The following is an 18,836-nucleotide window of genomic DNA, read 5'->3' as shown; positions in this document are numbered from 1 at the left end:
ACTGCAGATCAAGGCCATTTTCTATTGATTTAATGAACTTATGAAAATACTAAAATTCACATAAACGAATATTTATTCGATTTTAAATTATATATTTGCGCTGTGAGAGTAAAAGATGAATCAAAACAATTAGCTATTGTAGAAAATACCTTGGATGTTGTTTTTGAAAGGGGATTTGCTGGAATTAAGATGGCGGACCTAGCCAAACGTGTGGGTTTATCGGTATCTACCTTGTATGTATATTATAAGAATAAGGAAGATTTAATAGTTTCCATTGCTACAGCACTTATTGAAAGGGAAACGCAGAGAAGCGAACAGGAAATAACGGAGGACTTGCCCTATAAGTTAAAATTAAAAATGTTATGGCTGTATTGGGTCAATTTCAGTATCAACCACAAAAAGGAGATGAGTTTTTTGGAACAGTTAAAAAAATCGCCCTATTACGATAAGATACCCATATCCGTAAAGGAGACAAAAAGTAAGATGGCTATGGGGCTCATTGATCAAGGAAAGAAGGAGAGGTTGCTCAAAAATATTGACAATCAGATTCTTATGGCTATTATTGGTGCGGTAATGGGGGAAATGGTGAAGTTGATAATGGACAAAAAAATGGAATTGAATCAGGAAAATATCGATTTTATGTTCTCGATGGTTTGGGATGCAATCAAAAGTTAGTTTTTTTTGGATCAAAACAGAATAAATATTCGATAATAGGGGTGTAAATGCTGTATTCGCAGCGAAAATTATGTATCAATTGAAAAAATCAATAAAGAAAATGAGTGTAATAATTGGAAGTGGGTTTCTATTAGTGATCCTCATAGGGGTTTTGTTTTTGTATTTGAGTCCAGAGTTCGGGGGGAAGCTCACTACGGAGCAGAAAGCGGTCTATGCAAAATCCCCAAATTATAGTAATGGGAAATTTATGAATAAGAGTAGGGTAAAATTGGATATGGGTATGCGCGATATGGGCAAGAGTTTGGCTGGCTATTTCCGACAATCGCCAAGTACCAAACCTAGTAAGAATATTCCTGTGGAGAAACTGGATTCACTGGAAATCGTCCAATACCAGGATAGTACACGCCTTATCTGGTTTGGACATTCCGCCTTTTTACTGCAAATGAACAATAAGACCGTTCTAATAGATCCCATGTTCGGTAAGGTTCCCGCCCCGCATCCTGTGTTGGGTTCCAATAGATTCAGCAAGGAGCTTCCGATCGATGTAGAAAAACTTCCTAGAATAGATGCCGTTATAATCTCCCACGATCACTATGATCATTTGGATTATGGCTCCATTCAGAAATTAAAGGACAAGGTGAATATGTTTTATACCCCATTGGGAGTTGGGGTACATCTACAGAAATGGGGGATAGATAAGGAGCGTATTGTGGAGCTGGACTGGTGGGAAGAGATAGTGCACGATGATTTGATTTTTAGATGTACTCCGGCTCAGCATTTTTCGGGAAGAGGACTTACGGATAGGGCCAATACCTTGTGGAGTTCTTGGGTAATACAATCCGAAAGGGATAATATATTCTTTAGTGGCGACAGTGGCTATGGGTCCCATTTTAAGGAAATAGGGGACAAATATGGTCCCTTCGATTTTGCCATGATCGAATGCGGGCAATACAATGAGATGTGGCCGGATATACATATGTTTCCTGAACAGACGGCCCAAGCAGGATTGGATGTTAGGGCAAAGCAGATTATGCCTATTCATTGGGGCGCCTTTAAATTGGCAATGCACCCTTGGACGGAGCCGGTAGAACGCGTTTCGGACAAAGCAAAGGAGCTAAACCTGGAAGTACTTACACCAAGAATTGGCGAACCTATCAACCTTAATAGATTGGAATTAACTAGCACCCAATGGTGGAAATAAACCTATTACAAACAATGATTACAATTTTTAAGACAAATATCAGTGAAGAACAGGAGTCTAAAGTGAGACAATTTTTAAACCTCTTCAAGGAGATATTAAAAGTGGATTTCGATTTTGAGGATTGCGATAATATTTTGCGTATTGAAACCGCGGGAAATATCACGTCCCATGTTGAAATAGTATTGAATTCCAATGGTTATTTCTGCAAAGAACTTTTGTAAGTATATGCGTTACCATTAAGGAATTCTTTTTGTGCCCTTCCTTTAAATGGGCAGATTATTATATAATAAAGATTACTTTTGCAGCATCTTTATTTATATGAATATGAAGAATTACAAGATTGCAGTAGTACAATTAAACCTTAACGATGTTGCCGAAAACAACTTGAAAAAGTGTATAGACTGGGTTAAAAAAGCAGCTGGACAAGGAGCGGAAGTTATTTGTCTGCCCGAACTGTATAGTAGCCATTATTTTTGTCAAAGTGAGGATACCAACAATTTCGCGTTGGCAGAGCCTTTGTACAGTACTTCCTTTAAAGCCTTTAGTGCTTTGGCCAAAGAGCTTGGAGTGGTAATCATAGTACCCTTCTTTGAAAAGCGCATGGCCGGTATTTATCACAATAGCGCCTATATCATTGATACCGATGGTACCGAGGCCGGACTATACCGAAAAATGCACATTCCGGACGATCCTCATTTCTATGAAAAATTCTATTTTACACCGGGTGATCTGGGCTTTAAGAACAATCCTACCAAAAAAGGGAATATTGGAACTCTTATTTGTTGGGACCAATGGTATCCTGAAGCCGCAAGGCTTACGGCCCTAAAAGGTGCGGAAGTTTTATTTTACCCCACGGCAATTGGGTGGCATCCACAGGAGAAGGAGCAATATGGGGAAAAGCAGTACAATGCTTGGATGAATGTAATGAAAGGTCACGCCGTGGCCAACGGTGTTTTCGTTGCCGCCGCCAATAGGATAGGATTGGAACAATATCTGCCCAATACCGATGGAATCGAGTTTTGGGGCAAGTCCTTTATCGCAGGACCACAAGGCGAAATCTTGGCCCTGGCCTCCCACGATAAGGAAGAAATTATCATGGCGGAGGTGGATTTGGACCTACAGGAAAATGTGCGTCAAAATTGGCCGTTCTTTAGAGATCGCCGAATAGACGCCTTTGCCGATATCACAAAAAGAGCTTTGGATTAAATGAGAAGGTTTCCTGCAGAATGGGAAAATCAGCAGGGCATTTTGCTCTGTTTTCCCCATAACGGCAACGATTGGCCAGGTAAATACGGTGCCATTCAATGGGCTTTTGTAGAATTCATAAAAAAGGTGGCTACTTATGAGCAGGTTTTTCTGGTAGTAAACAGTACCCTACATCAGGAAAAGGTGTCGGGAATGCTGGAAATGGCCACAGTAGATCTAAAAAAAATAACTTTTATAATTCAGAAAACCAACCGCAGTTGGATGCGCGATTCCGGGCCTATTGTTGTTAAAGATGGCAAGAATCGGGAAGCATTGAACTTTAACTTCAACGGTTGGGCCAAATACTCCAATTATAAATTGGATAGAAAGCTGCCCAAAGCCATTGCAAAGGTTTTGGAAGTACCTATGAAACAGGTAGTTTATAAGGGAAAACCCGTTGTTTTGGAAGGTGGTGCCCTGGAAGTAAATGGTAAGGGAACTTTAATTACCTCTGAGGAGTGTTTGTTGCACCCTTCGATACAGGTTAGAAATGCCAATTTTACTAAGGCTGACTATGAAGCTATTTTTAAGGAATATTTTGGTATAACCAATACCATTTGGGTGGGAGATGGAATTATAGGCGATGACACCCATGGTCATATAGATGATTTGTGCAGATTTGTGGATGCAGAGACCATAGTAACAGTGGTGGAGCCGGACACAGAGCATAGAAATTATAAGGCCCTACAGGATAATCTTCAGCGCCTAAAAAAATCAGTATTGGAAAATGGCCAATCGCCAAAGATTATTACCCTTCCCATGCCAAAGGATATTGTTTTTGAAGGCTTGACCCTGCCCGCCAGTTATGCCAATTTCTTGATTCTTAACAACTGTGTGTTGGTCCCTACATTTAACGATCCCGCAGATAGAATTGCTCTAAATACCTTGGCCACCTGTTTTTTAGATAGGGAAGTTATAGGCATAAGCGCCATTGATCTCATTTGGGGGTTTGGTACCTTACATTGTCTTAGCCAGCAGATACCAGTGTAATACCGATCTACTTCAATCAGCTTTGAGATGCACTAAAGAAATCTGTAGTTACTATGATATGGGTCCCATTTTGGGGCATCCCGATAACTTTCGGGAGAAAAGTCTCAACCTAAAACCTGACATTTTAAAGTGCTAAAAAATCTTCTTCTTTAAATTAGGTTTCGTTGGCCTACAAGGGGATTGGAATCTGTGAAACCTTCTATTTTTTTTCTGCATGTCTCGTGATCGATAGGTCTGTGTGCCTTTAGTGACGGAGCCTAGAAAAGCTATAAGTTTTCACATTTAGTGGTGGATTGTCCTTAAAATGAAAGCCCTAACACCTTTTTACGACCAACGGAAAGCAGAGAATCTAACTTGTAGTCACTTTGGAGCGATCCAATACGTTTAATAAGAAACAGAATAACAAGGCGCAGCTTATGAAATTTATAGGGAATACCGAAGAGTATCTTTTTTTAAAAACAATTGATGGTCAAAGTTGTGATGTGCTAACGGAGCATATTGAAAGTAGCCTTACCATTTTATGGTTTCAAGCAGAAAATAATATTCTCATTATTGATGGAAAAGAAGAAGTATTCTCTAAAGACCAAATCGTTTTTTTAACTGAGTTCCATCAAATTGTTCCTAAGAAGATTGGGGAAACAAGATTTTTAAGGTTTAACAGGCCGTTCTATTGCATTCTGGACCATGACAGTGAAGTAGGGTGCAAGGGTATTTTATTTTTTGGAGCTTCACAACTGCCTGTTATTACTATTTCCACTGAGGAGCATCAAAAATTTGATATCCTATGGCAGATGTTCGTTATAGAAATGGAATCCAATGATAATTTACAGATAGATATGCTGCAAATGATGCTAAAACGCTATTTAATATTGTGTGCTAGACGTTATAAAAATCAAGAAAATTACCCTAACGAAAAAAGTGAAACGGACCTTGTACGTGAATATAATTTTTTGGTAGAGCAGCATTTTAGAACCAAGCACAGCGTTGCTGATTATGCTGAATTACTGTTTAAGTCCCCAAAGACGATCTCCAATATTTTTTCTAAAATGGATTCAAAATCGCCCTTGAAATATATCCATGAGCGTATTATGTTGGAGGCCAGGCGTACACTTTACTATACGGATAAGTCGGTCAAGGAAATTGCTTATGAGCTAGGGTTTGAGGATATTCAGGCCTTCAGCCGCTTTTTTAAAAAACAGGAGGGTGTTTCCCCAACAGAATATAAAGGAAAAAGGGATTTGGGAACAATTGCCAATTCTTAGGGAACAACTACCTAGCCAGACCCTTGATCTTCATTGCATCTTTGCATTGTCAAAATTAGTATAACAACGTAAAGTATAAGACAATGGAAAGATTTCAAGTACCAAGTAGAGAAGAGGTAAATACCAACAATCAAGCAATTTTCGACAATTTGAAAAAGGCTGTGGGATTCGTTCCCAATTTGTATGCATATTATGCAAAGAACGAAACTGCTTTGGGAGATTACCTAACATTACAGAATAGGAAAACAACCTTAAAAGCTAAGGAAAAAGAGGTTATTAATCTTGTGGTGAGTCAGTATAATGGTTGTAACTATTGCTTGGCCGCCCATACCCAAATTGGTAAAATGAACGGTTTTACCGAAGATCAAATAGTGGAGATAAGGACCGGTAACGCCAGTTTCGACAATAAACTGGATGCCTTGGCCAAGTTCGTGCTGGCTACGGTCAAAAATAGGGGAAGAGCTTCCGAAGAGGTTAAGGAACAACTCTTTGATGCTGGTTATACAGAAGCCAATTTGATAGATGTGGTCATCGTAATCGGAGATAAGACCATAAGTAACTTGATTCACAATCTGGCGGATTTTGAAATAGATTTTCCCTTAGCTGAAGAACTACAAGCAGCGGCCATATAAATCCGAATTAGTCAAAAAATGCCCAATTGGTAATAATCATGCCAGTTGGCTCAAAACAGGAAATAAAATGAGTACAAAAATAAATATCAAAAATTTACCGGTAGGTTACCAATCGGTAATAAGCAATGGAAGACATGCTATACTCGGGGATGAGCCCATCCCTTCCAAGGGTACGGATTTGGGTTTTTCCCCAGTGGAATTGCTATTGGCAGGAATCTCTATGTGTAAAGTGGCAACGATTAGAAATGTGGCCAGAAGAAAAGGCTGGGAAATAGGGGAGGTCGATGCCCAATTGGAACAACGGGCAGTGCGCCAACCCAACGGCAGCTTTAAAACCACAGTGGAATCCAACATCCAAATTCAGGGAAACCTCACCGAGGAGCAAAGGGAGTTATTGGTACAAGAGGCCGACAACTGTTATGTGACCAGACTGGTCAGGGGAGAATGGGAATTTCAGGAATCCGCACCACTAGAGCCAGTAGTGGCATAAATTATCATTACACAATTTATCAAATTAAAATAACCCCGGTGTTTGCATCGGGGTTATTTATTTGGTTATTTTAGGTAATCCGTTATAATACAAGTTGTGCCATGGGGTTTTAGAAGGCAGAACAGAAGTTTTATCTACACTTTACTTTAAAACATTGATAGGCTTAAATCGAAGATTTAATAAGAACCAATGAAAAGAGGCAATTAATTTGGTAGAATAATCGTACTGATTAACTTAGATGCCAAATAAAATGCATTTCACTATGAAAAGATTCAAGGCGCTCGACGTGTTTCGCGGATTGACTATTTGCCTGATGATAGTCGTTAATACCCCAGGAGATTGGGATTTTACATTTGCTCCACTTTTACATGCCAATTGGAATGGTTTTACGCCGACCGATTTGGTTTTTCCTTCTTTTCTATTTGCGGTCGGGAATGCTTTTGCCTTTGTAAAAGCCAGATGGGCCGACAAACCCTTGTCGGCAGTTTTTCAGAAAATCATAAAAAGGACCATAATAATCTTTTTGCTTGGCTATCTGATGTACTGGTTTCCCTTTGTGTCATGGACAGACTCCGGTGAACTGGCCTTGGTGCCTATTAGTGAAACACGCATATTGGGGGTATTACAGCGCATAGCACTTTGTTATTTTATTGGAGCAACCATGATTTATTTTCTTACCAACCGCCAGCTTATTTTCGCATCAATAATCATATTGCTGGGATATTGGGGGTTGCTTAGTGCCTTTGGCGACTATACTTTAGAGGGTAATTTTGTTAGGACCTTGGATAGGTTGCTTCTTGGCGATAGTCATCTTTATGGTGGTGATGGACTTCCTTTCGATCCTGAAGGGCTGTTAAGCACCTTACCGGCGGTCTGTAATGTCATTGCAGGATATCTAGTGGGAAAGTTTGTTATTCAAGGAGGCATTGCCTACGAAAAACTAGCCAAAATGCTAATGATTGCTGTAGGCTTATTGGCCGTGGCTTATTTGTGGAATTTAAGTTTTCCTGTAAACAAGAAGTTATGGACAAGTTCATTTGTTATTCTTACGATTGGCCTCGATATTATTTTATTGTCCATACTGATTTATGCTATTGAGTTTATAAAAAAGCCGGTCAACTTCAATTTCTTCGAAGTTTTTGGAAAGAACTCCCTTTTCATTTATCTACTGTCGGAATATTTGGCTATTTCCCTACTTTTTGTGCGGGTAGCTGAAAATCAAAGTTTGTATAATTATATCTACGAAAAAGGTTTTAGCTGGTTTGGACCCTATTATGGATCGTTTGCCTTTGCTATTGTTTTTATGTTAATATGTTGGCTCATAGGACTTTGGTTGGACAAAAAGAAGATTTATATAAAAGTCTAATTCCTACCTTTTATTTGTACAAACAGACGTTTACGGTAACTTGCAAAATCAACCCTATTAAAGGTTTTTAGCACTAGCCAAAATTATAAGGCTTTTTTAAATGCTTGGTAGAGACCAGAGAAAAATTATTTTTCAAGCTGCTAAAATAACCTTATTTTAAAACATAGGTTTTAAGGGGTTTAGCGAAGTTGTGAATGGTAGGGAGGTCTAGGTTCGTCTGGTGGGGCCTGCCATTCGCAGCCCGGCGTTTGATCTTATTGCTGCTTTAAGGAATAAGGACCGTTAAAACGTGCTTTTAGACCCGTATTATAAAATTTATAGATGTTATATTACTCATATCTAAAAGGATGTGAATAATTGTATAATTTATAACACCTTCAGATAAAGGGGTAAAGGAGGAGTATTAAATTTTAATAATATCGGTAGGGGTTTCTACTAAAATGGACATCTTACCCCGCAACGCTATGGGTTGCTTCATAATTTCAGGGTTGTGCCTTATCATTTTGATCCAGTCATCGGTTGAGAAGTCATGATGGTCAAAATGCGACTTATAGGCCGGATGTTCCTGATTTACCAAGTCTTTGACCTCCAAATTTAATTTGTCTGCCAATTCCACGATTTGGGTTCCGGTCAGCGGGACTTTTAAGATATCAATTTCAAATATCGCCAATCCCTCGGCTTTTGCATAGGCCAAGGTTTGCTTGGCCCTTGAGGATTTGGAACTGTAATACAGGGTAATCTGTCTTTCTGATGTGGCTATTTCTCCCATTATCTATATTTTGGAATTGCACTACCCATTTTTTTTATGAGTATCAATATGATGGCTTAATAATTGTTTTAAACTATCCAAATAATCCTGTAATGCCTTTTTATTAACGTTTGGATGATTTTTTGAAGGAATGGTCAAAGGATTCTCATCCAGAGAACGATATAGCTCAGGGTAATTGGTCTCAATATTGGTAGTGAGCTGGGTGATTTCACCTAATACTCTTTTTAAATCGGTCATATTAAAATGGTATTGATTGAATACTATAAATATAAAGAAGATTTTAGTTTAAATTCCTGATGAAAGTCATATAAATCCTTATTATAGTCTTTACTTTTAGATAATTTTCCTATTACATATTTTCAAATTTATTAACGATTTAGACATAAATGAAGGGTGTTTTGGTAAAATGAACTTCTTAAATTACATTGGGATATAGTGATATTCCTACAAGGTTAATTTCAGGTTATGATCCTATAATAGGACCAATTCAATTATATTTATGGTGTAAGAAGCAAAGTGCATATATCAATGCCCTTTAAGTTTACCTTTTAGGACATGGGTGTGTAAACTCCTAGAAGTGTCATTAAAAAAAATAAAAACTAAAAAATGAAAGCAATAGGATTCAAAAAATCGTTACCTATTAAGGAGAAGGATAGTTTTATAGCGTTCGAAACTGAAAAGCCATCGCCAACAGGATATGATTTGTTAGTTAAAATATGGGCAATATCCGTAAATCCTGTGGACTACAAAATCAGACAAAATGCGGCAAAAGATACAGTGTTGGATACGCCTAAAATTATTGGATGGGATGCCGTGGGAACCGTTGAGGCCGTAGGCGACAAAACTTCTAAGTTCCAGATCGGGGACCAGGTGTATTATGCCGGGGACCTTACTAGGAGTGGTTGTAATGCGGAATATCAACTTATTGATGAACGAATTGTTGGTCACAAGCCAAAAACTTTAAGTGCGCCTGAGGCTGCGGCCATGCCGCTTACAACCTTAACAGCCTATGAAGCACTTTTCGACCGTATTAGGATTGACCCCGAAAAGGACAAGGGTAAATCGGTCCTCATCTTAGCTGGGGCAGGCGGAGTAGGATCTATCGGAATACAATTGGCCAAGAAGCTATGCAACCTCACGGTAATTGCTACGGCCTCCCGCGAGGATTCTATAACATGGTGTAAGGATTTGGGCGCAGACCATGTGGTAAATCACTACCATTTAAAGAAGGAATTGGAAAATATTGGACATAGTGAAGTTAACTACATTTTAGATTTTGTGGATCTGGAAGGATATTGGGAATTGGCGATGGATATTATTAAACCCCAGGGGCACATTGTTTCCATTACAGGTAGCAGTAAGCCCTTAAACCTCAATTTATTAAAAAATAAGAGCGTTAGTTTTTCTTATGAATTTATGTATACCCGCTCCATGTTCAACACAGAGGATATAGAGCGGCAGCACGATATTTTGAACCACGTAGCCCATTTATTGGATGAGGGTACCTTAAAAACGACATTGACTACCACGCTTTATGGTTTTACAGTGGAAAACTTAAAGATCGCACATGAAATGCAGGAATCGGGTAAATCTATCGGCAAAACTGTTATTTTGTTTTAGGGACCTATGGCAATCCCATTCATTTTTCAAATAGTACTTTTGTCGTGGATTGATTAAAAAAGTTATGGGTATGACCATTGAAGAAAAATTAGTAAGCTTAGAAATTGTGGTACCCAAGGTAGCACCTAGAGGGGTGGGAAATTATGCTTCCTGGACCATTACGAACAATACCCTTTATACTTCTGGTCAGTTACCATGGAAAGATGGGGAGTTTGGCGTTTTGGCGTATACCGGCAGGGTAGGGAGCGACCTGAGTATAAAGCAGGGATATGACTGTGCACGTATTTGTGCCATTAATGCCATTGCCCAATTAAAGGATGCTGTTAAGGATTTGGAAAGGGTCAAAAAAATTATCCGTTTGGATTGCCATATCCAGGCGGCTGAGGGGTTTAAGGATCATTCTGATGTTTTGGATGGTGCTTCGGATGTAATGAATCAAGTGTTTGGGGAAAAGGGAATTCACACCCGGTCGGCAATCGGCATTTATCAATCGCCTTTGGATGTCCCTGTAATCGTCTACTTAATTGCAGAGGTGAGCTAATGGAGTTTTCCAATTAGGTCGATTTATTGTTAAATTAATAGCAACGATACCATAAGGTAACTGATTATAAATCAACTCTTTTCCCTGTTCTTGTCGCCTCATAAATGGCATCAATAATCTTTAAATCCTTAAGACCTTCCTCCCCATCAACCGGAACTATGGGTTGAACCCCTTCAAATATAAGTTGGGCCATACCGTCCATCTGCAGGGTTTGGTGGGTTATATGTGGTTGAGTTAATTCTCCTTTATGTGTTCTCCCCTTAATGGGGCCGTATCCTGATGAAGGCTGCATTTCTGCGTAGCCCTTTTCCCCGTTTAGGAAAAATCGGTCCAAATGTCTCATGGCATAGGTGGAAAGGCAGGAGGCTACCGCGCCACTGGGAAATCCCATTTGAAATTGTATGGTTTCATCCACTCCCTCCTTAAATTTAACGGGATCGGTCTTTGTTTCTTGGGCGGTAACCCAAATTGGTTCCTCCCCAAGCATATAGCGGGCACCGTTAATGGAATAAATGCCAATATCCATCATGGCGCCACCACCTGCAAGTTCTTTGTTTAAGCGCCATTGGGTGGGATCGCCTATGGCAAATCCAGATAAGCCTTGAAAAAACTTAAGCTTCCCGAATTCTCCATTCTGACGCATCCGTATTACTTCTACTGTTTTAGGCTCGTAATGCATACGATAGCCTACCAATAGTTTTACATTGGCCTTTTTACAGGCATCTACCATTTCCTGACCTTCCTTGGCATTAATGCCCATAGGTTTCTCGCAGATGACATGTTTTCCTGCCTTTGCCACCCTAATCACCTGATCTTTGTGCAACCCGTTGGGGGTTATGACATACACGACATCTATATCCGGATTATTTTTGATTTTGTCAAAATTCTCGTAGTTGTAGCAATTCTTTTCAGGAATATCATATTTGGCCCGCCAATCAACAACTTTGGATGGCGTACCACTAATGAGTCCGACCAACTTGGCTCTTTTACAGGATTCCATCGCTTTGGCTACTCGAGTGGCGTAACCTCCCAGTCCCATAATGGCCACCCTTAAAACAGGTCCTTCGTAAGGCTCGCTTGGTGCTGCGAACAGCTTGGCGGGACTGTATAAAATTGGTAAACTGATGGCTGAAACACTTAGTTTTTCCAAAAAATCTCTTCTTGAACCCATGGTTATCGTATTTGATTGTTCTAAAAATAGTAAAACGAAGTTAAATATCCAGCAGTTCTTTATCTCTTTTAATATACTTAAGGGGAAGCTGTAGATTGGACCAAAATAAAATTATAGATTTTGGTACTTGAAAATGCGAGGAAAGCTATTCCTTATAAAACCCTTATCTTTGCGGATTTTATTACAAAGCATGCCAAATCCGATTAAAATATCCTTAGTAAATCCCCAAAGGTTTCCTTTCTTTTATGGTTACATAGTACTGGTCATTGGTAGTATTGGCATTTTAGCCAGCATTCCGGGCCAAACCATAGGCGTATCCGTGTTTACAGACCCGGTCAAGGATGCCCTGGGATTATCAAGAAATCAGTTTAGCAATGCCTATATGTTGGGTACCCTGTTGAGTTCTGCCTTGGTGGCGAGGGCAGGCATTTGGTTCGATGCTTATGGGGCCAGATATGTGGCTTTCTTTGCTACTTTGCTTTTGGGGGTATCCCTATTGATTTTTTCAGTTTCCGTTGAAATTAGTGAAACCATTAAAAGGGTTTTTAATTTCCAATCCTGGTCGGTTCCCTTTCTATTGATTACCCTTTTGTTTTTTTTGATAAGATTTAGTGGTCAGGGTGTTTTGACCATGGCTTCTAGAAATATGATCATGATGTGGTTTAAGAAAAATAGGGGCAAAATTAATTCAATAAGCAGTATTACGGTTTCATTGGGCTTTTCCAGTGCGCCTATATTGTTGAACAGGCTTATTGATGACCATGGGTGGGAAATGAGCTGGCAGATAATGGCCATGAGTCTTTTTGTTTTTTGTGTTTGTATCTTGCTGTTATATAGAAATAGGCCGGAAGATTTTGATCTGCTTCCAGACGGATTTGCAAACAAGGAAGCGGATTGGAAGAAAGAGGAGGAGGAATCCCACTTTACCCTGGAAGAGGCAAAAAAAACTCGGGCTTTTTGGATGATAGGGTTGCTATTGGCCTTCAATAGCTTTTATGTAACAGGATTTACGTTTCATATAGTGTCTATTTTTGGGAGCCAGGACTATACTAAGGCCGAAGCCATAGCTATATTTTTACCAATGTCCATAATAGCGATCTTCGTATCCACCTTGTGCAATATTTTAAGCGATTACATTGAGCATAAAATCTATTTGTTTATTATGCTTTCGGCCGGGGTATTGGCCTCGTTAGGATTATTGTTGCTCTCCAGTCCAGTGGGGGTTTATCTATTGGTCGGAGGTTTAGGTACTATGGGCGGTTTATTTGCCGTTATCAATGCGGTTACTTGGCCGCGATTTTTCGGAAGAGAGCATTTGGGGTCCATAACTGGGAAGGTTATGAGTTTTTTGGTCGTGGGCAGTGCCATAGCACCAAGCTTATTTAGTTACTGCTATACCGCCTTGGGTTCTTACCGTTATATTGGCTATGCCACCTTGGCATTTTTGCTATTTTTGATCATTGGGTCCTTTAAGGTGAAGAATCCTCAATTAAAAACAGAGGATATTTAAACATTGGCTAAATAATGGCCATCTTGTTTAGGCAGTACAGGCATTTCGTGTTAAAAGCATATATTCTCCGTTGTTCTTAAATTCGCGGATGGAGGTGCCTACATACTTCTTAAAGGTTTTTGAGAGATGGCTAACATCCGTAAAGCCCAATTCCTGCGCAATTTCGGTCAGAGTAAAATCGGAATTCAATAATCGGATTTCCACCAATTTCAACTTGGCCTTAATAATGTATTCCCGTAAGGGCATATTCACTTGTTTTTTAAAATATTCGCTTACATAGGTAGTGGACATCAAAAAGACATCTGCCAAGTTTTCTACTTTTAAAAGCTCCGGTTTATCAATATTCTCATTAATATAGGTGAGCATCTTTGAGATTCTATCATCGGCATTGTGTTGAGGTCCCTCAAAATAGTTGGTTTTTTTGATGTTCCTTATCAGTATCTCTAAAATACTGGTCATTAGACTTGTAATAAGGTTTACGGACTCCTGCCCATAATCCCTGGATTCCTGTAAAATCATGGAAATTAGACTTTCTATATGCCGTTTATCCAAATCGTTTTTAATGATATCTCCAGGTAACTGATTATAGTTGGAAAGTATATAGGAAGCTTCCTTAAACCATTCATTTCTATCAATGGACATGCCCTTGGTGTTTTTGAAAAACGAATCCGAAAATTTCAAAAAAACAAATTTGCTAGGTTTTTCTATAGTAAACGAATGGCATTTTAAAGGGGGCAATAAAAATATACTGCCTTTGATATAGTGGTATTCATTGTAGTTAATACACTGTATTCCTTCTCCTTCCTGAATAAGGACCAGTTCAAAAAAATTGTTTTTAACCGGCCGTTGCTTCCATTCCCTTAATTCAATTTCTTGTATTTCGAAAGGTTTATGTGTCTGTAGAACATGCATTTTTAACTATTTTAAGGACAAATTTATATAAAATAAGTATATGGACTCATTTTAAGAGCCAATTAACCTTTAAAAGTACATAAATACCCAATGGTTATACCAAAAAGAAAATGACAAGTGCAGGTAACTTTGTCCCTGAATTTAATCGGAAACAAAAATTATAAAAAATGAATACACCAAACATTTCAAAAAAGGAGATTATAAATGCATTTCAATTTAGACATGCAACCAAAGAATTTGATACTACCATGAAAGTATCTGATAGTGATATGGACTTTATTTTGGAAACGGCACATTTATCACCTAGCTCTTTCGGTTTTGAACCTTGGCATTTTATTGTAGTTCAGGATATAGAGTTGAGGGAGGCCCTAAAACCTGTGGCTTGGGGAGCGCCGGTAAAATTGGATACTGCCAGTCATTTTGTGTTGGGCTTGAGCATGAAGGCACCAATGACCAAATGGGATTCGGACTACATCATGTCCATGATGAAGGATGTAAAACAATTGCCTGTGGAGGTGATAGAAATGTATTCCAAATTTTATAGGGAATTCCAGGAGCGCGACTTTAATCTGGATAATGATCAGAAGCTGTTCGATTGGGCTTCAAAGCAGACTTACATTGCCTTGGGTAATATGATGACCTCAGCTGCATTGATAGGTATTGATAGTTGTCCCATTGAAGGCTTTCATCAAGAAAAGGCGGAAGCCTTATTACAAGAAAAATTTGGGGTAGACACGGAAAAATACGGGCTGTCCTATATGGCGGCATTTGGATATAGGAAAGCAGCCCCAGAGTTCCCGAAAACTAGAAGGGATTTGGAAGAAATTGTAACCTGGAAATAATTGGAAATTAAAAAAATAACACCCTTGGGAAAGTACCGAAGAATGAAAATTTTGGAAGGTATTTAGTTAAAAAAAATGACTATGAAAGCTATAGGATACAAGGAGAATTTACCAATCAACAATGTAAAATCTCTACAAGACATAGAATTGGAAACGCCAAAAGCAACGGGAAAGGATATTTTAGTTGAAATTAAAGCCATTTCTGTTAACCCGGCAGATTACAAAGTAAGGGCAGGTATGCCTGTAGAAGGAGATAAGTGGAAAGTAATTGGTTGGGATGCTACGGGAATAGTAAGAGAAGTTGGTGATGATGTGAGCCATTTTAATGTTGGTGATGAAGTTTGGTATGCGGGCGATTTTATGCGTCAAGGTAGTTATGCTGAATTTCAAATTGTAGATGAACGTATTGTGGGCAAAAAGCCTTCAAGTTTAACGTATGCCGAGGCTGCAGCCTTACCGTTAACCACACTCACAGCCTACGAAATGTTGTTTGACAGATTACAGGTTTCTAAAGACGACGCCAACAAATCCATCTTGGTAATTGGTGCTGCTGGTGGTGTTGGTTCTATTCTAGTACAATTGGCCAAAAAGCTTACAAAACTGAATATCATTGGTACTGCTTCTAGGGAAGAAACCACATCTTGGTTAAAAGATTTGGGTGCTGATAGCGTTATAAACCACCGCAATAAATTAAGTGGGGAATTCGCAAAATACGGGTTAGCTGCGCCAGAATATGTAGTGAGTTTAAATGCTACAGAACATCACGTTGATGAAATTGCGAAGTTGATTAAACCGCAAGGTAAATTCGGATTTATTGATGACCCAAAATCGCTAAACGTAATGCCCTTTAAAGGGAAAGCGGTTTCTACTCATATCGAGTTGATGTTCACCCGTTCTATGTTCCAAACAGAAGATATGATAGAGCAACATAACATTTTAAATGAGGTCTCCGATCTTATAGATCAAGGTGTGATTAAAACCACATTAGGAGATAATTTTGGTGTTATAAATGCTGAAAACCTTAGAAAAGCACACGCTTTTTTAGAAACGGGTAAAGCAAAAGGTAAAATTGTTCTAGAAGGATTTTAAACCCTTCATTTACGAATGTCACTTCGAGTGAATGTTGAGGTACGAAAAATTTGTATCGAGAAGCTCTTAGTTAGAATGCATCTCATACAACACCCAGTTTTCGGAACAGAGAATTCACTCCATTAAAATATTCAAAATGAAAATAAAATCTATACTAGCAGCAATGGCTGTAACGGCATTTTTTGCAACTAACACTGCAAATGCACAAGTAAACACGATTGATTCTATAACATCGTCAAAAGTGCAACATTTCAATTTTGATGAAATGGAATCTGAGTCTATAGGTGAAGGAATTAAAAGGAAATGGTTTCATGGTGAAAAAGGGCAAATGACCGTTTTTGATTTGGAAGAGGGAGCACACATTCCTTGGCACCAACACCCTAATGAACAGATTACTTACATCATGTCTGGGAAGGTGAAAATTAAGACCATAATTGATGGCAAAGAGGAATTTGTAATTGTTTCTAACGGAGAAGTAATCGTTTTCCCAGAAAATGTACCACACGAATTTTGGGCAATGGAAAAAACGGTGGATTTAGATGTTCACGTTCCTGTACGCCAAGATTGGTTAAGCAAAGAATTACCGGATTACTTAAAGAAAAGCGAAGAAAATTCGCGTCAGCAATACTTATAAATAAAACATTTTAAAAAATATCACAATGAAAAAAACATTATTACTTGGATTAGCAATAGCAACAACGGCATATACAAGTGCGCAGACACCAATAACGGATCCTGCCAAATCTGTAAATGAGGTAGTAACCGCCGACAAGGTAGAATGGGGATGGTTAAATCCACTACGTGGCGATAAAAGTCCGGCTGCTGGCAAACTTTGGGGAGACCGTACAAAAAACGAACCTGCAGGATTTTTAGTAAAATTTAAAAAAGGATTTTCTTCGCCACCACATATTCATAACATAACATACCGTGGTGTTGTAATACAAGGTTTTCTACATAATGATGATGAAAATGCTGAGAAACAATGGTTGCCAGCAGGTTCTTATTGGCAACAACCAGCAGGGGAAGCACATATTACTGCGGCAGATGGTGAGGAAAATATGGCTTTTTTAGATATTCAAGAAGGTCCTTATTTAGTACAACCTACATCTGAAGCATTTGATAATGGCGAACGGCCAATAAATGTAGATAAAACCAACTTGGTTTGGTTGAACGCTAAGGATATAGAATGGGTAACAGAAAAAAGTAATGTGGAAACTGCATTTTTATGGGGAAGTCACAATGAAAACCAATTGCGTGCAACACTTTTGAAATTACCAGCTGGTTTTAGCGGTAGCATTAAAAACCTGAGTCCAAATTTTAGGGCAGTAGTTATTTCTGGTAACCTAACACATCAGTTTACTAAAAAAGGTGACAAAAACAACCTGGAACCAGGCTCTTATTTTGGAGCTGAAGAAAACGCAACTTCCATTATTTCAACAGATAAAGAGACCGTTATTTATATAAGAAGTAATTGCAATTTTGAAGTTAAGTAGTAAGATTTTTAAGTAAAACTCTCTAAAGGCTTTTTTTAATTAACTAATTCAACAAAATGCCACGTACCATCATTGAAAATATTGTAATTCAAGAATACAAAGACCAAACGTTTTTTGAGTTTTGTAAGTATACTACCATTCGGTTTTTTGAAATAGTATATTTTGAAAAAGGTACTGGCACTATTAGAATCAATGGCAACACCGTAAATTATTCCGCTAACAGTATTTTCGTTTTCATTCCCGATGATATCTATATAGTAAATGCAGAAACAGCAACATCTACAATAGCTATAAAGTTTTTAAAGAGCTTCTTTAGAAACACAACATCCCAAAATGCAAATCTACCTGTAAATGATTGGTTCAGAAAAATAGAGGAAATTCTAAATAGTGAAAGCCATCACCTTCGTGAAATGCAGTTTGAAACCGAATCAGATAGATTGCACTTGGTTTCATTAATAAATATGGTTGCCACCGAATATTTGAGCGAGCAAACTTTTGATATTTTTATCATTCAAAATTCATTATCGGTTATTTTGCATCTCATTGCCAGAAATATCCAGTATATCAATTCTGCGGATGGGACAAAAGAGGTGAAGTCATCAAAGATTCAGCAAATCATCAACTATATTCACGCTAATATTTACAATTCAGAATCGCTTACCACCAAGAACTTGGCAGAAGAGTTTCATATGGCGGACAATTATATTAGTGAGTACTTTAAAAAGCACACCGATGTTTCTTTAAAAAAGTACATTCTTAACTACAAATTAAAACTGGTAGAAACCCGTTTAAAATATACCGATTTACAGTTTTCTGAAATTGCAATGGAACTCGGCTTTACAGATTCTAGTCACTTAAATAAAACCTTCCAAAGTTATAAAGGGATGACTATTGGTTCGTATAAGGCTAGTATTTCTGTATAACTATTTATTAAAATACTTTTAAAGTCAGTACCGGCTTTGGTTTCTAAACCTTGATGCTAGTGCTGATTTTTTTGTTTTTTCCACCGAAAAAAGTATCATTTACCT

The 18,836-nt window shown here is 38.4% G+C and carries 21 protein-coding genes; 17 read left to right on the top strand and 4 right to left on the bottom strand.

From position 1 onward, the window contains the following. Positions 1–102 precede the first annotated feature (102 nt). The 9 genes from MWU84_RS04380 (at position 103) to MWU84_RS04340 (ending at position 7,861) form a co-directional block, all read left to right on the top strand. A complete protein-coding gene (locus MWU84_RS04380) occupies positions 103–675 on the top strand; it encodes a TetR/AcrR family transcriptional regulator (protein WP_246898700.1) in 573 nt (190 codons plus the stop codon). Positions 676–775: 100 nt separating this feature from the next. Next, positions 776–1,876, top strand: coding sequence for an MBL fold metallo-hydrolase (locus MWU84_RS04375; protein WP_246898698.1), 1,101 nt, complete (start codon positions 776–778; stop codon positions 1,874–1,876). Positions 1,877–1,890: 14 nt separating this feature from the next. Beyond that, positions 1,891–2,097 carry a hypothetical protein gene (locus MWU84_RS04370; RefSeq protein ID WP_246898696.1) on the top strand — a complete coding sequence of 69 codons (207 nt, stop codon included), beginning with the start codon at positions 1,891–1,893 and terminating at the stop codon, positions 2,095–2,097. Between the two features lie 97 nt (positions 2,098–2,194). Beyond that, entirely contained in the window at positions 2,195–3,082 is an 888-nt protein-coding gene (locus MWU84_RS04365) for a carbon-nitrogen hydrolase (RefSeq protein WP_246898694.1), read from the top strand. Beyond that, positions 3,083–4,111, top strand: coding sequence for an agmatine deiminase family protein (locus MWU84_RS04360; RefSeq protein ID WP_246898691.1), 1,029 nt, complete (start codon positions 3,083–3,085; stop codon positions 4,109–4,111). It abuts the gene before it with no gap. A 416-nt stretch (positions 4,112–4,527) separates the two neighbouring features. After that, positions 4,528–5,373 (top strand): helix-turn-helix domain-containing protein, encoded by an 846-nt coding sequence (locus MWU84_RS04355; protein ID WP_246898689.1) that lies wholly within the window; start codon positions 4,528–4,530, stop codon positions 5,371–5,373. An 83-nt stretch (positions 5,374–5,456) separates the two neighbouring features. Then, on the top strand, positions 5,457–6,005 hold the full coding sequence (locus tag MWU84_RS04350) for a carboxymuconolactone decarboxylase family protein (protein ID WP_246898687.1): 549 nt from the start codon (positions 5,457–5,459) through the stop codon (positions 6,003–6,005). Positions 6,006–6,072: 67 nt separating this feature from the next. After that, complete coding sequence (locus MWU84_RS04345; protein WP_246898684.1) at positions 6,073–6,495, top strand: OsmC family protein; 423 nt, start codon at positions 6,073–6,075, stop codon at positions 6,493–6,495. A gap of 262 nt (positions 6,496–6,757) precedes the next feature. Continuing rightward, entirely contained in the window at positions 6,758–7,861 is a 1,104-nt protein-coding gene (locus MWU84_RS04340; protein ID WP_246898682.1) for a heparan-alpha-glucosaminide N-acetyltransferase domain-containing protein, read from the top strand. A 403-nt stretch (positions 7,862–8,264) separates the two neighbouring features. On the opposite strand, the gene MWU84_RS04335 is transcribed toward MWU84_RS04340, so the two are convergent. Together MWU84_RS04335 and MWU84_RS04330 are read right to left on the bottom strand one after the other, a co-directional pair. After that, entirely contained in the window at positions 8,265–8,630 is a 366-nt protein-coding gene (locus tag MWU84_RS04335; protein WP_246898680.1) for an ArsC/Spx/MgsR family protein, read from the bottom strand. 21 nt (positions 8,631–8,651) lie between these two features. Continuing rightward, positions 8,652–8,867 (bottom strand): hypothetical protein, encoded by a 216-nt coding sequence (locus MWU84_RS04330; RefSeq protein WP_246898678.1) that lies wholly within the window; start codon positions 8,865–8,867, stop codon positions 8,652–8,654. Positions 8,868–9,236: 369 nt separating this feature from the next. On the opposite strand from MWU84_RS04330, the gene MWU84_RS04325 reads away from it, so the two are divergent. Beyond that, a complete protein-coding gene (locus MWU84_RS04325; protein ID WP_246898675.1) occupies positions 9,237–10,250 on the top strand; it encodes a zinc-binding alcohol dehydrogenase family protein in 1,014 nt (337 codons plus the stop codon). Between the two features lie 70 nt (positions 10,251–10,320). After that, positions 10,321–10,791 carry a RidA family protein gene (locus MWU84_RS04320; RefSeq protein WP_246898671.1) on the top strand — a complete coding sequence of 157 codons (471 nt, stop codon included), beginning with the start codon at positions 10,321–10,323 and terminating at the stop codon, positions 10,789–10,791. A 64-nt stretch (positions 10,792–10,855) separates the two neighbouring features. Here MWU84_RS04320 and MWU84_RS04315 read toward each other — a convergent pair whose 3' ends face one another. Continuing rightward, positions 10,856–11,962 carry a Gfo/Idh/MocA family oxidoreductase gene (locus tag MWU84_RS04315; protein ID WP_246898669.1) on the bottom strand — a complete coding sequence of 369 codons (1,107 nt, stop codon included), beginning with the start codon at positions 11,960–11,962 and terminating at the stop codon, positions 10,856–10,858. Between the two features lie 190 nt (positions 11,963–12,152). On the opposite strand from MWU84_RS04315, the gene MWU84_RS04310 reads away from it, so the two are divergent. After that, positions 12,153–13,472: an MFS transporter gene (locus MWU84_RS04310; protein WP_246898666.1), complete on the top strand. Its 1,320-nt coding sequence runs from the start codon at positions 12,153–12,155 to the stop codon at positions 13,470–13,472. Between the two features lie 27 nt (positions 13,473–13,499). Here the strand turns inward: MWU84_RS04310 and MWU84_RS04305 are convergent, their stop codons facing one another. After that, positions 13,500–14,384: an AraC family transcriptional regulator gene (locus MWU84_RS04305; RefSeq protein ID WP_246898664.1), complete on the bottom strand. Its 885-nt coding sequence runs from the start codon at positions 14,382–14,384 to the stop codon at positions 13,500–13,502. 167 nt (positions 14,385–14,551) lie between these two features. Here MWU84_RS04305 and MWU84_RS04300 point away from each other — a divergent pair, with 167 nt between their 5' ends. From MWU84_RS04300 to MWU84_RS04280, 5 genes are all read left to right on the top strand, one after another. After that, the gene (locus MWU84_RS04300; RefSeq protein ID WP_246898661.1) at positions 14,552–15,226 is read left to right on the top strand and encodes an NAD(P)H-dependent oxidoreductase; all 675 of its coding nucleotides are present in this window, start codon (positions 14,552–14,554) and stop codon (positions 15,224–15,226) included. 81 nt (positions 15,227–15,307) lie between these two features. Continuing rightward, complete coding sequence (locus MWU84_RS04295; protein ID WP_246898659.1) at positions 15,308–16,315, top strand: zinc-binding alcohol dehydrogenase family protein; 1,008 nt, start codon at positions 15,308–15,310, stop codon at positions 16,313–16,315. Between the two features lie 136 nt (positions 16,316–16,451). Beyond that, positions 16,452–16,949, top strand: a complete 498-nt coding sequence (locus MWU84_RS04290; protein ID WP_246898656.1) for a cupin domain-containing protein — start codon at positions 16,452–16,454, stop codon at positions 16,947–16,949. Between the two features lie 25 nt (positions 16,950–16,974). Next, on the top strand, positions 16,975–17,808 hold the full coding sequence (locus tag MWU84_RS04285) for a DUF4437 domain-containing protein (protein ID WP_246898654.1): 834 nt from the start codon (positions 16,975–16,977) through the stop codon (positions 17,806–17,808). A 56-nt stretch (positions 17,809–17,864) separates the two neighbouring features. After that, entirely contained in the window at positions 17,865–18,731 is an 867-nt protein-coding gene (locus MWU84_RS04280) for an AraC family transcriptional regulator (RefSeq protein ID WP_246898653.1), read from the top strand. Positions 18,732–18,836: the final 105 nt, after the last annotated feature.

It is taken from the genome of Arenibacter sp. F20364 (assembly GCF_023015905.1).
Classification (GTDB): domain Bacteria; phylum Bacteroidota; class Bacteroidia; order Flavobacteriales; family Flavobacteriaceae; genus Arenibacter.
The sequence above is the reverse complement of the archived record's forward strand: the minus strand, read 5'-3'. Positions and strand labels throughout refer to the sequence as shown.

Bases quoted from the DNA above. Each gene is read 5' to 3' on its own strand.
- MWU84_RS04295 (WP_246898659.1), top strand. From the start codon at position 15,308: ATGAAAGCTATAGGATACAAGGAGAATTTACCAATCAACAATGTAAAA.
- MWU84_RS04350 (WP_246898687.1), top strand. From the start codon at position 5,457: ATGGAAAGATTTCAAGTACCAAGTAGAGAAGAGGTAAATACCAACAAT.
- MWU84_RS04365 (WP_246898694.1), top strand. From the start codon at position 2,195: ATGAATATGAAGAATTACAAGATTGCAGTAGTACAATTAAACCTTAAC.
- MWU84_RS04320 (WP_246898671.1), top strand. From the start codon at position 10,321: ATGACCATTGAAGAAAAATTAGTAAGCTTAGAAATTGTGGTACCCAAG.
- MWU84_RS04360 (WP_246898691.1), top strand. From the start codon at position 3,083: ATGAGAAGGTTTCCTGCAGAATGGGAAAATCAGCAGGGCATTTTGCTC.
- MWU84_RS04370 (WP_246898696.1), top strand. From the start codon at position 1,891: ATGATTACAATTTTTAAGACAAATATCAGTGAAGAACAGGAGTCTAAA.
- MWU84_RS04340 (WP_246898682.1), top strand. From the start codon at position 6,758: ATGAAAAGATTCAAGGCGCTCGACGTGTTTCGCGGATTGACTATTTGC.
- MWU84_RS04300 (WP_246898661.1), top strand. From the start codon at position 14,552: ATGAATACACCAAACATTTCAAAAAAGGAGATTATAAATGCATTTCAA.
- MWU84_RS04325 (WP_246898675.1), top strand. From the start codon at position 9,237: ATGAAAGCAATAGGATTCAAAAAATCGTTACCTATTAAGGAGAAGGAT.
- MWU84_RS04375 (WP_246898698.1), top strand. From the start codon at position 776: ATGAGTGTAATAATTGGAAGTGGGTTTCTATTAGTGATCCTCATAGGG.
- MWU84_RS04280 (WP_246898653.1), top strand. From the start codon at position 17,865: ATGCCACGTACCATCATTGAAAATATTGTAATTCAAGAATACAAAGAC.
- MWU84_RS04330 (WP_246898678.1), bottom strand. From the start codon at position 8,867: ATGACCGATTTAAAAAGAGTATTAGGTGAAATCACCCAGCTCACTACC.
- MWU84_RS04345 (WP_246898684.1), top strand. From the start codon at position 6,073: ATGAGTACAAAAATAAATATCAAAAATTTACCGGTAGGTTACCAATCG.
- MWU84_RS04355 (WP_246898689.1), top strand. From the start codon at position 4,528: ATGAAATTTATAGGGAATACCGAAGAGTATCTTTTTTTAAAAACAATT.
- MWU84_RS04315 (WP_246898669.1), bottom strand. From the start codon at position 11,962: ATGGGTTCAAGAAGAGATTTTTTGGAAAAACTAAGTGTTTCAGCCATC.
- MWU84_RS04290 (WP_246898656.1), top strand. From the start codon at position 16,452: ATGAAAATAAAATCTATACTAGCAGCAATGGCTGTAACGGCATTTTTT.
- MWU84_RS04305 (WP_246898664.1), bottom strand. From the start codon at position 14,384: ATGCATGTTCTACAGACACATAAACCTTTCGAAATACAAGAAATTGAA.
- MWU84_RS04335 (WP_246898680.1), bottom strand. From the start codon at position 8,630: ATGGGAGAAATAGCCACATCAGAAAGACAGATTACCCTGTATTACAGT.
- MWU84_RS04310 (WP_246898666.1), top strand. From the start codon at position 12,153: ATGCCAAATCCGATTAAAATATCCTTAGTAAATCCCCAAAGGTTTCCT.
- MWU84_RS04285 (WP_246898654.1), top strand. From the start codon at position 16,975: ATGAAAAAAACATTATTACTTGGATTAGCAATAGCAACAACGGCATAT.